Annotated in this window: 12 protein-coding genes; 8 read left to right on the top strand and 4 right to left on the bottom strand. The window is 61.8% G+C overall.

Annotation, left to right across the window (positions count from 1 at the left end):
• Nucleotides 1-165: 165 nt before the first annotated feature.
• Nucleotides 166-1,848 carry an ABC transporter substrate-binding protein gene (locus tag ACFRAU_RS09450; RefSeq protein WP_377999700.1) on the bottom strand — a complete coding sequence of 561 codons (1,683 nt, stop codon included), beginning with the start codon at nucleotides 1,846-1,848 and terminating at the stop codon, nucleotides 166-168.
• Between the two features lie 3,631 nt (nucleotides 1,849-5,479).
• Here ACFRAU_RS09450 and ACFRAU_RS09445 point away from each other — a divergent pair.
• From ACFRAU_RS09445 to ACFRAU_RS09415, 7 genes are all read left to right on the top strand, one after another.
• Entirely contained in the window at nucleotides 5,480-6,868 is a 1,389-nt protein-coding gene (locus ACFRAU_RS09445; RefSeq protein WP_377999699.1) for a calcium-binding protein, read from the top strand.
• A gap of 313 nt (nucleotides 6,869-7,181) precedes the next feature.
• Entirely contained in the window at nucleotides 7,182-8,210 is a 1,029-nt protein-coding gene (gene paaA / locus ACFRAU_RS09440) for a 1,2-phenylacetyl-CoA epoxidase subunit PaaA (RefSeq protein WP_377999698.1), read from the top strand.
• Nucleotides 8,211-8,263: 53 nt separating this feature from the next.
• The gene (paaB, locus tag ACFRAU_RS09435; protein ID WP_377999727.1) at nucleotides 8,264-8,653 is read left to right on the top strand and encodes a 1,2-phenylacetyl-CoA epoxidase subunit PaaB; all 390 of its coding nucleotides are present in this window, start codon (nucleotides 8,264-8,266) and stop codon (nucleotides 8,651-8,653) included.
• Nucleotides 8,650-9,558, top strand: a complete 909-nt coding sequence (gene paaC, locus ACFRAU_RS09430) for a 1,2-phenylacetyl-CoA epoxidase subunit PaaC (RefSeq protein WP_377999697.1) — start codon at nucleotides 8,650-8,652, stop codon at nucleotides 9,556-9,558. Before paaB ends, paaC begins: the two co-directional genes overlap by 4 nt.
• Complete coding sequence (paaD, locus tag ACFRAU_RS09425) at nucleotides 9,555-10,115, top strand: 1,2-phenylacetyl-CoA epoxidase subunit PaaD (RefSeq protein WP_377999696.1); 561 nt, start codon at nucleotides 9,555-9,557, stop codon at nucleotides 10,113-10,115. The genes paaC and paaD overlap by 4 nt, the downstream gene beginning before the upstream one ends.
• Before the next feature lie 10 nt (nucleotides 10,116-10,125).
• Nucleotides 10,126-11,352 carry a 1,2-phenylacetyl-CoA epoxidase subunit PaaE gene (gene paaE, locus ACFRAU_RS09420; RefSeq protein WP_377999695.1) on the top strand — a complete coding sequence of 409 codons (1,227 nt, stop codon included), beginning with the start codon at nucleotides 10,126-10,128 and terminating at the stop codon, nucleotides 11,350-11,352.
• Between the two features lie 38 nt (nucleotides 11,353-11,390).
• Nucleotides 11,391-12,170 carry an enoyl-CoA hydratase/isomerase family protein gene (locus ACFRAU_RS09415; protein WP_377999694.1) on the top strand — a complete coding sequence of 260 codons (780 nt, stop codon included), beginning with the start codon at nucleotides 11,391-11,393 and terminating at the stop codon, nucleotides 12,168-12,170.
• On the opposite strand, the gene ACFRAU_RS09410 is transcribed toward ACFRAU_RS09415, so the two are convergent.
• On the bottom strand, nucleotides 12,167-12,646 hold the full coding sequence (locus tag ACFRAU_RS09410; protein WP_377999693.1) for a VanZ family protein: 480 nt from the start codon (nucleotides 12,644-12,646) through the stop codon (nucleotides 12,167-12,169). The genes ACFRAU_RS09415 and ACFRAU_RS09410 overlap by 4 nt on opposite strands.
• 86 nt (nucleotides 12,647-12,732) lie before the next feature.
• On the opposite strand from ACFRAU_RS09410, the gene galU reads away from it, so the two are divergent.
• Nucleotides 12,733-13,623 (top strand): UTP--glucose-1-phosphate uridylyltransferase GalU, encoded by an 891-nt coding sequence (galU, locus tag ACFRAU_RS09405; RefSeq protein ID WP_377999692.1) that lies wholly within the window; start codon nucleotides 12,733-12,735, stop codon nucleotides 13,621-13,623.
• Between the two features lie 143 nt (nucleotides 13,624-13,766).
• Here galU and ACFRAU_RS09400 read toward each other — a convergent pair whose 3' ends face one another.
• On the bottom strand, nucleotides 13,767-14,381 hold the full coding sequence (locus ACFRAU_RS09400) for an LPXTG cell wall anchor domain-containing protein (protein ID WP_377999691.1): 615 nt from the start codon (nucleotides 14,379-14,381) through the stop codon (nucleotides 13,767-13,769).
• A 170-nt stretch (nucleotides 14,382-14,551) separates the two neighbouring features.
• Nucleotides 14,552-16,309: a DUF4012 domain-containing protein gene (locus tag ACFRAU_RS09395; RefSeq protein ID WP_377999690.1), complete on the bottom strand. Its 1,758-nt coding sequence runs from the start codon at nucleotides 16,307-16,309 to the stop codon at nucleotides 14,552-14,554.
• Nucleotides 16,310-16,338: the final 29 nt, after the last annotated feature.

Genomic DNA, 16,338 nt, shown 5'->3' with positions numbered 1-16,338 from the left:
GGTTGCTTCATCCCCATGATGCCTTCCCGACGCTAGAGGGTCCAGTATTTTCCGGCATGTCTCCCGAGCGCGGTTTCCCCATGCGTCCGGTCGCCGGCCGCTCGGTTCTTGGCCGTTGAACGTTCAGGCTCCAATGAGTGCCCTGCGCGACTACGGCTTTTTGGTCTACTTGGCTGCGATTGCGTAGTAAAGAATCGTGCCATTCCAGCCTGTCTCGGCTGAAATGACATTCCTGCTCCACACGATCGGACGGTTGGTGTACCAGAGCGGCAATCCTGGGAGTTCCTCGAAGAGAACTTCCTGGGCGTTGTTGAACTTGGCGTTGGCCTCAGTCGTGTCCTTGGCTCCTAGGCCCTCTTGGAGCAAAAGATCAAACTTGGGATAGGAGAATTTCTCAAAATTGGCAGACGCCCCCGTCCTCCAGACCGGGCCGAGGAAGTTATACAGGGAAGGGTAGTCGCCCTGCCAGGCGGTCCGAGTGAGGCCTGGCAGGGACTGTGACTTCCGCCGGTCCAGAAGCTCGGCAAATTTTGCAAAAGACTGGACCTCTGCCGCGATGCCTAGATTGTTCTTGAATCCATTGGCCACCGCCTCGACCCACTCTCTATTACCGCCGTCGGTGTTTGAAGCAATTTGCAGAGGCAAGGAGCCATCGTACGGTTCGATTCTCTCGGCTTGTGCCCACAGATCGCGTGCCGCTGCTGGGTTATATGTCAACACGTCGTTTCCTGGGATCTTGTCGCTATATCCATCGAGAACTGGGGCGGTGAATTCTCTGGCCGGCGTGCACGTGCCGCTGAAGACCACCCTGCAGATTTCTTCGCGGTTGATGGCGTGCGATAAGGCCTGACGACGAAGATGGCCCGCCTCACCTTGGAAGTTCGGATTGTATGGGGGAACGATCAGCGTTGCATTTAGGGCAACTGGCTTCGCGGCATTGCGACCTTGGAAATCGCTCTTATACGACTTGAGGGCGTTGGCGGGCAAAACATCGCTAACGTCCAAATTGTTGGCCTGAAGGTCGGTGTAAGCGGGGCTGGGATCGGTGTAAAAGTTGAACGTCACGCCCCCGTTCTTGGCCTTCCGCGGTCCGTCGTATGCGTCGTTCCTTACGAGGGAGATGGATTGGTCATGAATCCACGAGCCCTTTTTCGCTAGCTTATAGGGACCGTTGCCAACAGGGTGCTCGCCGTAAGTTTTCGGGTCCTTCAATGCCTCTGAAGGCAAGGGATAGAACGCTGAATAGCCAAGGCGGAGCGACCAGTCAGCTTCCGGCTGGGTAAGCCTCACGAGAATGGTGAAGTCGTCTTTGAGAGCCAGCCCGGACATCGCCTGCGCAACGGGAGCCGGCGTTGTAACGGTCTTTCCATCAACACCGGCTGTCGTGTGTACTGCACTCACGGCGTCGAACCCCTCGATCGATTCGAAGAACGATCCGTTTACCTGTACATTCGTGCTCAGCGCCGCGAAGTTCCAAGTGTCGACAAATGTCTTGGCAGTGATTTCCTCACCATTGGTGAACTTGGCGCCTCTTTTGACCTTGATGGTCCAGTTCTGGGCATCCGCGGACTCAACGGATTCAGCGAGCGCGTTAACAGGCTTACCACTGGGGTCATAGCTGCGCAGACCCTCGAACAGCAGATCGACTATTCGGAGGCCATATTCCTCGTTGGTATTTGAGGGTATCAGCGGATTCTGTGGCTCGTTGCCATAGGCGGTGATGATCTTGTCGGCGCTGTTCTTGGCCTGGTCACTGTCGACAGTGGGAGCACTACCGTTGCAACCAGCTAGGGCGAGACCCGAGATGAGCACAATGCTAAGGGCTGTGAAAGTGGATCGAAATCGCATTTCAGCCTCCTCGGATTGGTGACGTCATCGTTGCCGTCTGCGCTTGCGTTCCTCTGTCAGTTGACGACTACCGTTGCCGTTGCCAGGCACTATCGGCAGGCATAGGGCCGGATCCGGCATTCACAGCACCCGTCTTAGCGGCGAACGCGCTCAAGTCCACCAAGCGACGACATGCAGACTATGTTTTTTGTGACAGTAAATCTCCCGACCAAAGAGTGGACCGAGAAGGACGCATACCGATTGGGATCATGTCACGGAATAACCTTTCCGCTTCGCTTGTCGATAGGAAAGATTGGCGCCAGAGACGAGCGAATGTCAAGGTGACGGCGAGACCTCATCTCGATACTGCTTGCAAAGAGGTGCCCGTCTGGGTGGCGAAAGGTGTCCGCATTAAAGCTTGCTAGTTCCGAACAGGGTCTGCGCTGGGTGGCGGATTTGATCCGTTTTGTGCCACCGAAGCGGATGAAGGGGGCCAACTGCTACCGAGTGCCACGTGAGATCCGTCTGCACTCAAGCCCATCCCCATCGTTCGGAATGCGCCTAAAAGCTGCATTCACGGACACCAAAGGTGCGGTTGCTTCCGCTTGCGACGAGTCGAGACAGCTGAGCCTCGTCTTGGTCCGGATCGCATATGTGGACGCCGCGGTGCGGCCCGTCTGGATCGTCTCTTCACATGTGCCCCAACTTGTTGTCGACAGGTACTCGAGGCGCGGTCAAAGCGAGCAGGCGGGATCCCGTAACCCGCACGATGGAGGCTCTTGGCGGTTAAGCACTGGGCCTTTCCGGGGCAGGCCCAATCTCTGCTCCAAACCTCGTCTGCAGTTTGCTGGTCCTGGGGGCTTGTATGGGAGTGTCAGTCAACACAATCCGGCCAAAGGTTTTGACCCCAGTTCATCGGGTCATCGTGAGCCCGTACGGGCAACCAAAGATTGGCTGCTACGCCTGCCGGGGAGTCAGCTTGAGACGGAAGCAGCATCATCACGCAGCAATGAGCCGTCACCGAGGCCATGTACCCTTCGACGGTCGAGGATGCGACGCCGGATGCGCTTTCGTGACGGGAGCCGTCGAGCGACCCACCCGATTGAATCCCAAATGTTCCTCTTCGTTTCATGGCTGGCATCTCCTCGAAACCGCTTAACCCGCGTGGCCACTTGTGCCCTGTGCATCAGGCTGGGGCGGGAATTCATCTTCTTGGCATAAGGGTCCCCTTATGGGCTTAAGCCACGCTTAAATCACCTTCATGGGCGCCTGGCAGTTGGCGTGGCGGTGGCAGGGAGCATGGTTGCGGAGACACTGCCTTCGAACACGTTCTGTTGAGGGTCGTAGCAAATCCTGTCTGACCGCATTCAGGACGCTGAGCCGGCGTCCGTCCGACACTCCATTTGGGACGCCTTCTGGTCTGCGTATGACTGATGATGCCGATGCCCAGTCGGGCGTGGCCGTACGGAGGAGTCGGGTGCACCTGGGAGCAACGGCGCCCGACACCCGTCGGCGAACGTTCAATCCTGATAGTGCCTTCGGGGTGCTGACCGGCTCAGCCAATTCGGTCGAGGACGCTGGGTCCGAGGAAGCTGCCGATCTCGCCGCCTTCACAGCGTTTAAGGATCTCTTAAGACCTCCGCGCGACCCTTGGGGCACCTCAACCGAGATATACAACCCGAAAGGAACAGACATGTTGGGAAAAAAGGGGACCTTATTGATCGCCGGCGGCGTGATTGCAGCAAGCCTCGGCGTATCTTCCCCACCCGCGCAGGCTGGACCGTGCATAACCTGCCCCGGCGCCCCCATCCCGATCTTTCGGCCGCTAGCCCCCAACATTGGCACAGCCTCCGATGGAGTACCCGGAGGCAGTATCACAGCGACCGCCAACTGGAGCCCTCCGAACAAGGATCCGTTGGTTTTGAGGGCGAATCCTAACGGCTATCGCGTGCGAGCCAATAGGGTACAGCTCGTACGTGATCCGGCCACGCACATCGCGCACTGGGTCGTTGTGAGCTCCACAACCTCTGCAGTGCTTCCGACCGATCCGCGAACCCTCATAACTCCGGTTCGGACCCTATCCATGACGCTCCCGCAAAGTGGTACCTACACATTCCAGGTCCAAGCAACAAGCGGGCTCGGCGATAGCCCCTATTCGGCACCCTCCAATAGGGTGCAAGGCCAGTGACCGGGACCTCACTGCCTTTCCCCTTCGATGCCCTCTCTTGTAAATGCGGGCGGAGGACGTGCAGCAGCAAAGCGCAAGTTGCCGGTCCTGACGTGGTCAACGGCCTCCGCCTTCTCCCAACCCATCTGTGGATTCGCCAAATCACAGCGAATTCATGCGAATCGAATTCGAGACATCAATGAAAATCAAATTAGCTCTCATAGCGGCCGCTGGTCTGAGCCTCCTGACAGGGGTCAGCCCAACGGCAGCCACGCCGCAAGGCGCCCAGTTGCACAACGCCCTGCCCGCGGAGACTGCAACGAACGTTGTGGCAGCGGCGCCTAAGGAGACCCTCTTAACCCGACTCCATCCTTCCAGTCTTCTTCAGTCCACAGGGAACCTCTACTGGACTGAAAATACGGCGAACGAATTCTCTTCAAATTATTCGAGTGTGTATCGAACCGCGAAGAGCGGTGGGCCATCGCGCCTGCTCTACCGAGAGGCGGGACTGCGCCACTTCGGCGTCCTGGCTTATGCCAAGGTGGGGGGTGTCTGGTATGGCTATGTCGCCGCTAAGGATGCAGGCTCACTCGGAAAAGCAAGAATCCAGCGGTTCCTCTTGGACGGAGGAGGTAGAGGTCGCACTGTCTTTCAGGGAAGTAACACGATCACAGGCATGGCCAGCGACGGTGCATCTCTGTACTTTGCCGATGGGGTGGGCGTTCATGCACTTTCCCTCGTGGGAAATGGTCGAATCCGGACGTTGGTTTCCGGGGCGAGCGTTGATCAATTAAGTCTGGCCGGAACAACGCTGTTCTACAGCACTGGCCGAACCATCAACTATGTTTCCCTGGTTACGGGAAAACGAACACCACTCGCAACAGCACCAACTCGCATCACTGCGCTCCATGCAACACGAAATCAATCCGGAGTCGCCTATGCGTACTGGGGAGAATACAGCGGCAGGGTGGCGCGGCAGGGCACCGTCGGAGGGATCACAACGTTCCGGGGGCCTCAAAGCGGCCGACGAGTCAGCAGTGTGTCGTTTGACGGTGCCCGAGTGCTCTGGTCGGACTGCTCCCTGAACGGACTGGATTGTGCGGTTCGGGCTCGAGGTAAGACCCAGACCACGATTTCCCTTGCACAAGGATTCGTATTCGCGGTGCAAGGGGATCTGACCCGAACTTTCTGGGCAGCGCCTGAAGGGCTCAAGTCCTACACGCGATGATGCGTCATCATTCCTCCGGCGGTCTTGTTCGGCTGCAGATGCCAAGAGACTCGCAGGCAGCAGCATTGGCCGCGAGTGCCTCTAGGTGGCATGAATCAGCCGGCGGCAGGCTGGTGGACACGGGCTGTAAACGGGCCGCCTAATCACCGGATTGCGGGATCCTTCGGAACATCTTTGGGTCCCGCATTCAGATTCCACTTTCCGCTGTCTTTCAACACGTATTACATGGACACTCGGATTTTTCTCAGGAGCTGGAAATGAAAAAACCGCTACGTAATCGCCCGCCTGCCCCTTGCGCAGTTGCTAGGGAACAGGTGGTAGCAAACCCGACACTCGCACGAAGCCCGGGTGTGCGCCGAACGACTACTGGGCTAACAACAATCGTGGCGCTGGTTGGATTCTTCCTCGTGGGCGCGACACCTGCCCAGGCGGCGACCGGAGTCGGCAAGTCAGGAAATACGCTGACCATCTCGGCTGCGCCAGGCGCCACTAACAAGATCACAATTTCGAGGTCTAACGACACCTTCACTATTCGAGACGGCGGCGACCCGATCAGTTCGGGGACCGGATGCGGCGGGTTCCCTCCGATTGTTCCTATCACCTGTTCAGCGGTGGGCATTACTCAGGTAGTAGTGAACGCTGGTGATCTGAATGACACGGTGACCAGCAACAGCTTCGGAGTCAGGACAACGATCCATGGTGGCTCCGGTAACGACACGCTAATGGCGGGCCCTGCCAGCGGCCCCGTCAATTTTTTCGGTGAGGATGGAGGTGACGTTCTGCTCGGAGGGCTAAATGCCGACGTATTCGATGGCGGCGCCGGTGCGGACACCATGATTGGCGGCGGCAGCAACGACCTTGTCGACTACAGCAAACGCGAAGAGCGTGTGTTGGTAAGCCTGGATAACGCCGCGAACGACGGACAAACATTTGAAGGCGACAACGTTGCACCCGACATCGAGAGCATCTCTGGAGGTAGCGGCAACGACATTCTCACTGGAAGTCAGCTCTCGAACACTATCGATGGCAACGGTGGCGACGACATCCTAAACGGGGGGAATGGCGATGACGTGCTTCGGGGCGGACCGGGCGCTGACCGTGTTGACGGCGGCAGTCAAAACGACCGTATGGAGGGTGGGGATGGCAACGATGTGCTGGTTGGAGGCACCTTGGCCAATACGCCGAGCCCTCTAGCCAGCGATACGGATGTACTCCTAGGAGGCCCAGGTACGGACACAGCCGACTATACAACCCGGACGGTGCCTGTTCGGGTTTCCATCGACGACCTGGCTAATGACGGCCAGATTGGCGGCGCTGCAATTGAGGCGGACAACGTTCGTGCTGACGTTGAAAACATCGATGGCGGGTCCGCCGCCGACGTTCTCACGGGGAATGACCGCACTAATCGAATCCGCGGATTCGCCGGGGCGGACAAAATCGATGGTCTGGGGTCGAATGACTCTCTAACTGGCGGTGCTGACAACGACACAATTACCGGTGGAGCCGGTACCGACGCCATGGCCGGCAACAATGGAGAAGACACCATACTTGCCGTGGACGGCGTAGCGGAGACGCTTCAGGGCGGAAACCAGTCGGACCGTTGCGTTGGGGATGCGGTCGATGCGAAGGCGTCCTGTGAAAGGTAGCCTAGGGCGCATCCCAGGCAAGCTCAGACAGTGCGACTCAAAACCGACCCATGACTCGATCCATATTTAGGACTCGTTGGAGGTCCGCCAGCAAACGTTGGCGGACCTTCAACCGTTCCCGGGGGCGAGGGCCTTCCCGCCCTGAAGATGGCGGCGGTGCAGTCTGAGGAGATCTGACCGGATTCAGATGGCATGTCCGTCCATGTGCCGGGGTTGCTTGACGCCCTTCGCCGCTTCCGCATATCCTGAACGAACGGTCGGTAAATAATCCCGGTACGAGTTCCAGTACGGACGTGAATGCATAGGAGCAACCATGGCAGCGCAGAACCTGCAGTCAGTGCCTGACCAGCCGGCAGCCCCCAACGAGCCAGCCGCGGAGGCAGAAGCACAGGCCCAGCTGGAGGCCGAGGGCCGGGCATACTTTGACCGCGTGATCTCCGAGGATTCCCGGATCGAGCCGCGCGACTGGATGCCCGCCGCCTACCGCAAGACCCTCCTGCGCCAGATCTCGCAGCACGCGCACTCGGAGATCATCGGCATGCAGCCGGAGGCCAACTGGATCTCCCGCGCCCCCAGCCTGAAGCGCAAGGCCATCCTCATGGCCAAGGTCCAGGACGAGGCCGGCCACGGGCTGTACCTCTACTCGGCCGCGGAAACGCTGGGCCAGTCAAGGGACCAGATGATGGACGACCTCATCGCGGGCAAGGCCCGCTACTCCTCGATCTTCAACTACCCGGCCCTCACCTGGGCGGACATGGGTGCCATCGGCTGGCTGGTGGACGGCGCCGCCATCTGCAACCAGGTGCCGCTGTGCCGCGCCTCCTACGGTCCCTACGGCCGGGCCATGGTGCGCATCTGCAAGGAAGAGTCCTTCCACCAGCGCCAGGGCTTCGAGATCCTGCTGGAGCTCTCCAACGGAACGCCCGCGCAGAAGCAGATGGCCCAGGACGCGGTGAACCGCTGGTACGCCCCGGCCCTGATGATGTTCGGCCCGCCGGACGACGATTCCCCCAACTCCAAACAGTCCATGGCCTGGAACATCAAGCGCTTCAGCAACGATGAGCTGCGCTCGCGGTTCGTCGGCATGATGGTGGAGCAGGTCAGGGTCCTGGGCCTCACCCTCCCGGACAGCGAGGTCCGCTTCAACGAGGACACCAGGAAGTGGGAGCACCGCCCGCTCGACTGGAACGAATTCAAGGAAGTCCTGGCCGGACGCGGCCCCTGCAACTCGCAGCGGCTTGAGCGCCGCCGGGAAGCGCACGACGACGGCGCCTGGGTCCGCGACGCAGCGGCCGCCTACGCAGCAAAACAGTCAACGAAGACGAAGGAATACGCAGCATGAGCCTCCATGTCGACACCCCAACCTCGCAAGCTCGGCCGGGGACCCCGGTCGCCATGGCTCCACACGGCAACCCGGAAGTACCGGCCAGCTCCGCCGGAGCAGTAGAAAGCTCGGCCGCCAAGGTCCCTGTCGCTTCAACCGCCGAGGCAGCAACTCCGCACCGCAGCGTCTGGCCCCTCTGGGAGGTCTTCGTCCGGTCCAGCCGCGGCCTGAGCCACGTGCACGCCGGCAGCCTGCACGCGCCGGACGCCGCCATGGCCCTGCGCAACGCCCGCGACCTCTACACCCGCCGCAACGAGGGCGTCTCCATCTGGGTGGTCCCGGCCGACGCCATCGCCGCCAGCGACCCGGACGCCAAGGGCTCGTTCTTCGAATCTCCCCAGGGCAAGGACTACCGGCACGCCACGTACTACACCAAGAGCGAAGGCGTGAAGCACCTGTGAGCACAGAACAAACGACAGCAGGCCACGGCGACATCTCCGTCGGCGTCGCCGGAGCAGGCGCCAGCGGCGACGGTTCCGCCAGTGCCACCCGCATCACGCCGGGCAACGCGCTCCGCCCGGAGGACATCGCGCTCGAGGTCCGCACCGGCCTGGCCAAGCCCACGGAAGACGTGGCCGAGTACGCCCTGCGCCTGGGTGACGACGCCCTGATCCTCGCCCAGCGCCTGGGCCACTGGATCTCCCGCGCCCCCGAGCTGGAGGAGGACGTGGCCCTGGGCAACATCGCCCTGGACCAGCTGGGCCACGCCCGCTCCTTCCTCAGCTACGCCGCCGGCCTGGACGAGAAGACCGAGGACGACCTCGCCTACTTCCGCCGCGAGCACGAGTTCCGCTCCGCGCACCTGTTCGAGCAGCCCAACGGGGACTTCGCCGTCACCATCGCCCGGCAGTTCGTGGTGAGCTACTACCAGTTCGAGCTGTACCGCCGGCTGACCGAATCCACGGACGCCACGCTGGCCGCCATCGCCGCCAAGGCCGTAAAGGAAGTGGACTACCACCGCGACCACAGCGCCCAGTGGATCCTCCGCCTGGCGCAGGGCACCGAGGTGTCCCGCCAGAAGATGATCGCCGGCCTGAAACTGATCTGGCCCTACGTCGGCGAGCTCTTCGCGGATGACGAGCTGACCACCCGCCTCAGTGAAGCCGGTGCCGCCGTCGAGCCTTCCAGCCTGAAGGCGGACTTTGACCGCCTCACCGGCGAGGTCTTTAGGGAAGCCGAGTTGGACATCCCCGACGTCCCGTTCGCGCCGGGCGGCGGCCGCCGGGGAAAGCACTCCGAACACCTGGGCTACATCCTCGCCGAGATGCAGGTGCTGGCCCGGGAGCATCCCGGAGCAAGCTGGTGACTGCCGTGTACGTATCGGACTTCGAGACCAAGGCCGGGGCCGCCAGGGAACAGAATGCCCGGCAGAAGGCGTGGGACATCGCCGCCACCGTGTGCGATCCGGAGATCCCGGTGCTCAGCATCGAGGACCTGGGCATCCTGCGGAACGTGGACGTGTTCGACGACGGCGGGCTGGTGCCCGCTGTCCAGGTCACCATCACGCCCACGTACTCGGGCTGCCCGGCGATGGACGCCATCCGCGACGACCTCAGGGCCGCCTTCCGCAAAGAGGGCTACCCCAGCGTGCACGTGGAGCTGGTGCTCGCCCCGGCGTGGACCACGGACTGGATGACCGAGGCCGGCAAGGCCAAGCTGCGGGAGTACGGCATCGCGCCGCCCTCAGGCATGTCCAAAGCCGGTGGCCACTCCGGCCCCATCAGGCTCAGCCTGGCCGTGAAGTGCCCGCAGTGCTCGTCGCTGAACACCAAGGAACTCACCCGCTTCGGTTCCACCTCCTGCAAGGCCCTGTACGTGTGCCAGGACTGCAGGGAACCGTTCGACTACTTCAAAGTCCTGTAAGGAATTTCCCATGCCTGTTGTCCGCCAGACTGCCGCCGAATCGGCGCAGGCCACCGGCCGCCGTCGTCCGTCCTTCCATTCGCTCACCGTCGCGGAGGTGCGCCGGCTCACCGAGGACGCCATCGAGGTGACCTTCGCGGTGCCGGCCGGGCTCGCCGGGCAGTTCGACTACCTGCCGGGCCAGTACGTGGCCCTGCGCACCACGCTGCCGGATGAGGCCGGCGAGCCGAAGGAGATCCGCCGCAGCTACTCCATCTGCGCCGAGCCGCGCAGCTTCGCGGACGGCAGCAGCGAGATCCGGGTGGCCATCAAGAAGGACCTGGGCGGGCTGTTCTCCACCTGGGCCAACGCCGAGCTCAAAGCGGGAGACGCCCTGGACGTGATGAGCCCCATGGGCGCGTTCGTCTCCAAGCACGGCCGGGACGGGCAGGCCGTGGAGCAGAACGTCATGAACTCCATGAACCATCCCGAGGAGCTGGCGGGGGAGGCCGGGAACTTCGTGGCCATCGCCGCGGGCTCGGGCATCACCCCGGTGATCGCGATCGCGCGGACGCTGCTGGCCGCCAGCCCGGACACCCGGTTCGACCTGATCTACGCCAACAAGGCCGCCATGGACGTGATGTTCCTCGAGGAGCTCGCGGACCTGAAGGACAAGTACCCGCAGCGCCTGGCGCTGCACCACGTCCTGTCCCGCGAGCAGCGGATCGCGCCGCTGCTGAGCGGCAGGATCGACGCCGAGAAGCTGCGGGCGCTGCTGGGCACCGCCATCCACGCGGACGACGTGGACGAATGGTTCCTGTGCGGGCCGTTCGAGCTGGTGCAGCTGTGCCGGGACACCCTGGCCGAGCGCGGCGTGAAGCCGGAGCACGTCCGGTTCGAGCTGTTCACCTCCGGCAAGCCGGACCGGCCCGAGGGCAACGCCGGCCGCCCCGTCATTGAGGACGAGTCCAAGGAGACGTACAAGATTACGTTCAAGCTGGACGGCCTGCAGGGCGACGTGGCCAGCCCCACGCACGCCCGCGAGTCCATCCTCAACGCCGCGCTGCGGGTCCGCCCGGACGTGCCGTTCGCGTGCGCCGGGGGAGTGTGCGGCACCTGCCGCGCCAAGGTGGTCACCGGCACCGTGACCATGGACGAGAACTACGCACTGGAGCAGGATGAGCTGGACAAGGGCTACGTCCTGACCTGCCAGTCCCACCCCACCAGCAAGGAAGTCACCGTCGACTTCGACGTGTAGGCCTGTCCGAACATCCGGTCTCAACTGTAGGAGCCCCCATGATCTCCCTCTCCATCGCCGGCGGCGTCGCCGAAATCGTCCTCAACGCCCCGCACAAGCTGAACTCGCTGGACGAACAGGCCCTGGCGGATCTGTCCCAGGCGTACGACGACGCCGCTGCCGCCGCCTCGCGCGGTGAGGTGCGGGCGCTGCTGCTCAGGGGAGAGGGGCGCGCCTTCTGCGCGGGCCGGGACATTGCCGGCGTGACGCCGGAGAACGACGACGCCGAGGCGTACCTGGGCGGGCTGGTCCAGCCGCTGCTGCAGAAGATGAGCGCCTTCCCGGCGCCGACCTTCGCGGCGGCACAGGGCGCCTGCCTGGGTGTGGGGCTGGGGCTGCTGCTGGCCACGGACGTGGTGTACGTGGCGGAGAACGCGAAGTTCGGCTCACCGTTCGCCAAGCTTGGCGCAACGCTCGACTCGGGCGGCCACTGGTACTTCACTGAGCGCCTGGGCATGCATCGCACGCTGGACCTGATCTACACGGCCGAGCTGATCTCTGGTGCGGAGGCGGTGGCGCAGGGGATGTTCAGCCGGGCTTTGCCGGCGGACGAGTTGCTGGACTCCACGCGCTCGATCGTAGCGAAGGTGGCCACCGGCGCAACAGGCGCGTTCAAGGCGAGTAAGGAACTCGTGGCGCATATCCGCGACCAGCGCCTGGGGCTTTGGGCGTCGATGCAGGAAGAGAACACCGAGCAGGCCCGCCTCTGCAAGACGGAAGACTACGCTGAAGGCTTCAAGGCCTTTCAGGAAAAGCGCGAGCCTCAGTTCAAAGGCTAGCGAATCTTCGGGGGCCGGGCAGGCTTAGGCGGGAGCACCGGCTGGGCCCGGTGAATCCACTGCTCCGCAATACCCAGCACCCAAACCCCGAGTATTGCCCCGGAAGTGTTGGCCACGATATCCATGGCGCTGGGAAACCGGTCGTGCAGGAACAGCTTCTGTCCCAGCTCGATGCAGCACGAAGCCAGGAAAGCGCTCAGCACGATCCGTCCGCGGTGGAACGCGGGGAAGGCTAGAGCTGCGAGGATGCCAATCGGTGTGAACATCAGGATGTTGGACGCGAATTCCACGAAGCTGTAGTTGATCAGTTCGGGAAGTCCCGAGTGGTGAAGGGCAAACAGCACCGCCTGCAGCCGCCCGGCCACAGGACGGTCAACCGGGGTCGGCCAGAACGCCACAAGTGTGAGTGCCGCCAAGTACAGAGCCAGCAGGGCGCGCGCAGATCCCACGACGTCGGCCCGGCTCCATTTCCCCATACGAAAACGCTACGGGAGTCTCCCCGTGAGCCGAAATCTAGGGACTGCAGTTTCATTTTCTGCAAGTCAATTTGTAAGGTTCGATCATGACATTGGGGAAATCAGTACGTAAAGCAGTCATTCCAGCCGCCGGTTTGGGCACGCGCTTCCTGCCTGCCACCAAGGCGATGCCGAAGGAAATGCTGCCGGTAGTAGATGCGCCGGCCATCCAGTACGTCGTGGAGGAGGCAATTAACGCGGGCCTGAACGACGTTCTGATGATCACGGGCCGCAACAAGCGGGCGCTGGAGGATCACTTTGACCGGGCGCCGGCTCTGGAGAGCACGCTTGAGCTGAAGGGCGATCAGGCGCGTCTCGAGGCGGTCCAGCACGCTTCGGGTCTCGGTCCAATCCACTACGTTCGGCAGGGCGAGCCCAAGGGCCTCGGCCACGCGGTCCTGTGCGGCCGCCAGCACGTCGGTGACGAGCCTTTTGCGGTGCTTCTGGGCGATGACCTCATCGACGAACGGGACGAGCTCCTGACCACCATGATCGACGTTCAGGCAAAGACCGGGGGATCGGTGGTGGCCCTGATTGAGGTGGAGCCGTCCCAGATCAGCGCCTACGGCTGTGCAGACATCTCGGCGGTTGACGGCGAGGGCTATGTCCGGGTGAACAGCCTAGTGGAGAAGCCTCCGATCGATGAGGCACCCTCCAATCTGGCCGTCATCGGCCGGTACGTGCTGCATCCGGCGGTATTTGATGTTCTTGAGAACACCGAGCCCGGACGAGGCGGCGAGATCCAGCTGACGGACGCCCTGCAGACGCTTGCCGCTGGCGAGGGGGAGGGTGCCGGCGTATACGGCGTCGTCTTCCGCGGACGTCGCTACGACACGGGCGACAAGCTGAGCTACCTAAAGGCTGTCATCACACTTGCTTCCGAGCGTCCCGAATTTGGCGAGGACCTGAAAGCCTGGATGAAGAACTTCAACACGTAGAACGCCAACGCAGCCAAAAACAAAGGAAGCCCCCACAGCGGTCGGGGCTTCCTTTGTTTGTTGCTGACCACAGTCTCATGACAAGGAAGGGGCCCGTTCCGAAAACCGGAACGGGCCCCTTCCTGAAGCGCGAAACTAAGTGCTTAGGCTGATGCCTCAGCGTTGGCGCGGCGACGAACGACGACCACCGAAGCGGCGCCGGCGACCAGCGCGCCGCCACCAACCAGCGACCAGAGAACCAGGCTGGAGTCAGCACCGGTGTTGGCCAGGCCTGCAGCTGTGTTGCCGCCGGTGTTGGAGAGCCCAGTGCCCGTGCCGGTACCTGTGCCAGCAGCCGCGGCTACAGTAACGCTCTGGGATACGGACTTGCCAGAGGTGTTGCCTACAGCCGTCAGCGTGTAAGTACCCGCTTCGCTGAGGCTGAGCGGGAGCGCAAAGGATCCGTCAGCAGCAGCAGTCGTCGTGAGGGTCTGCGGAGCAGCCAGGACGTTGATCTTGGACGGGACCGACATTGCGGCGCCGCCGGAGAAGCCGCCACCGAGTGCCTGCGGGGCAACGGTCAGCGTAATGGTGATAGTGATGGTTTCGCCCGCCAGGAAGCCGGTTCCGGAGAAGGTGAACGTCTGGCCCGGAGTGACGGTGCCGTCCGATACGGTGCCGCCTCCTCCCGGTGCCGGGTAGTTGGCGGCCATGGCCGGCACGGCGCCGGTCAGTGCAATGGTTCCTGCAAGCGCGAGCGCAGCAATAGACTTCTTCAATTTGTCCCCCCTGAGACCTTTTAACACACGGATGTCACATTATTGTGGAGATTCCCCATCCCCATGTGACCGTGGGGTGAATCTCATTGTCCTGCCCAAAGAAGATTAGCACTCTGGGTCGAGTGATTCCAAAGTCAATCAAGACACTTTACATACTGTTAATGAGCTGGCTACGCAGCCGGAGGGCAATCCGCCGGAATCGTGTCCAAAACCACGTCTTTCAGTGACTGAACTGTTGGCGTTACGGAGAGTTTTGGTTCCGAGTGCTGCACTATCTTGCCGAACGTGAAGTCAACGGTGCTACTCTCACCCGGGGCGAGGCGGACCGTAACGCTACCGACCGGTCGGCCGGCGTGCCGATGTGCGGCAAACCCAGTCTTTTTGTCGGCAACAAACGCTGTCTCAACGTTCGACTGAACAGGGCCATATGCGATGACGTTTGTCTGAACACTGCCTGCTGGGACGCCGAAGGAACCACCTCCCGTTACGTACTCTGGTAGAGACGTTGCCGCATCCTTCGGCGCCGTGTTAGTGCTTGTGATGCGCACCTTGACCTCGGAGTAACCGTCAGCAGGGCACTGCTCGATGAGCTGCACCGTTCTCTTCACGTAGTAGTCCATCTTGGCGCCGGTGCCGTCGTTGAAGTAGACGCCGAACTGGGCAGGCGAAATGCCGGTGCCGGTAATGGAGCCGCCTAGCGGATACTCGGAGATAATGGCCTCCTCCTCGCTGGTGGAGGACCACAGTAGAACTCGCCTCTCAGATGCTCCACGAGTAAGCCCCTCAATGAGCTTCTTGGTATCCCCAGTTCCCGTTGAAAGCTTTGTAAACACTTCCTGGGCAACACCGGCGAAGTACACGTCTTGCAGTTCGGGCTCAGAGATTTTCGAGTAGACATCTGAAAGTAAAGTTGGAACCACGTTCTTCGACGTGAGCTCCGTGGGCAGAACGCTCTGACTGATCTGTTGAAGATGCGGATCGTTGAGGCGAACAGCGCCAGTGGACTCAAGGATGTAACTGAGCGCGACAGGGTCGATCGAAAGAACGCCGTCTAGCTGCTCGCCGGTCTCAGCTTTCCACATGGCTTGGGCTGTCTGCGCCGCTGTCGGAAAGTCCGGAGTGAGATTAACGTCCTGCATAAATTTGCCGAGACGCCTAGAGAAGATGTTGCTCTGCTCCGGGTCCACCTTTACAACGGGATCAAACGCACCCATGGCGCTTGCGCTGGTTTGCGAATCTAGCGAGAGCTTCCCTTTATCGACATTCAGAACAGCCAGCGCGCCAGGAATCCCGCCCGTGGCGCGCGACTCAGCGTTGTTCTGGATTAGCAGGAGGTAACGGCGCGAAGATTTATCGCCCATCATCGCAGGCAGGACGTTGGCTGCGTCTGCCGCGGAGTCTAAATCATCTCGCAACGAACTGAGCTGTTCTCGGGCGTGGATGAGCGGGCTTGATATTTGCGGTATCAAGGTGTCCGCGTTGATGCCATTCAGCCGGTCTGAGGATTGCCTCACAGCCCGGGCTGCGGAAGCTAGCTTTGGCTGCGCTGCAGCTAGCGGTTCGAGGTCCAGTCCCTGCCCTGTCGTCAGCAGGGACTTCCAGTCAAGTGTCTTGAAGATGCCTACCAGCGGGGCGGCGCCCAGTCGGGCGACGTCGTCAGCGGATGTTGCGACTTCACTGGTCGCTTGGAAGTTAGCTCCGAACCAGGGCATCGCGCCGGCCATCGTCCAGACTGGGTCGGAGGCCGCCTCCCGAGCTCTTGAGGTATGTTCCTGAAGTTGCGTTACAGTAGTTCCCGCCGCCCTTGCGTCCTCCCGGAGAACGTCGTTCCTGAGCTTAGGAACCAATTGGTTAGCGGCGTTCAAGTCAGTACTGATGGCATTCGCCTTGACTCCAAGCCACGCGGCGCCCGCTAATGCGATAACCACGACACCGGCCAAACATATGCCCGCGAGCA

The organism is Arthrobacter sp. NPDC056691 (assembly GCF_042791415.1).
GTDB lineage: Bacteria > Actinomycetota > Actinomycetes > Actinomycetales > Micrococcaceae > Arthrobacter.
This window is presented reverse-complemented; position numbering and strand designations above follow the sequence as displayed.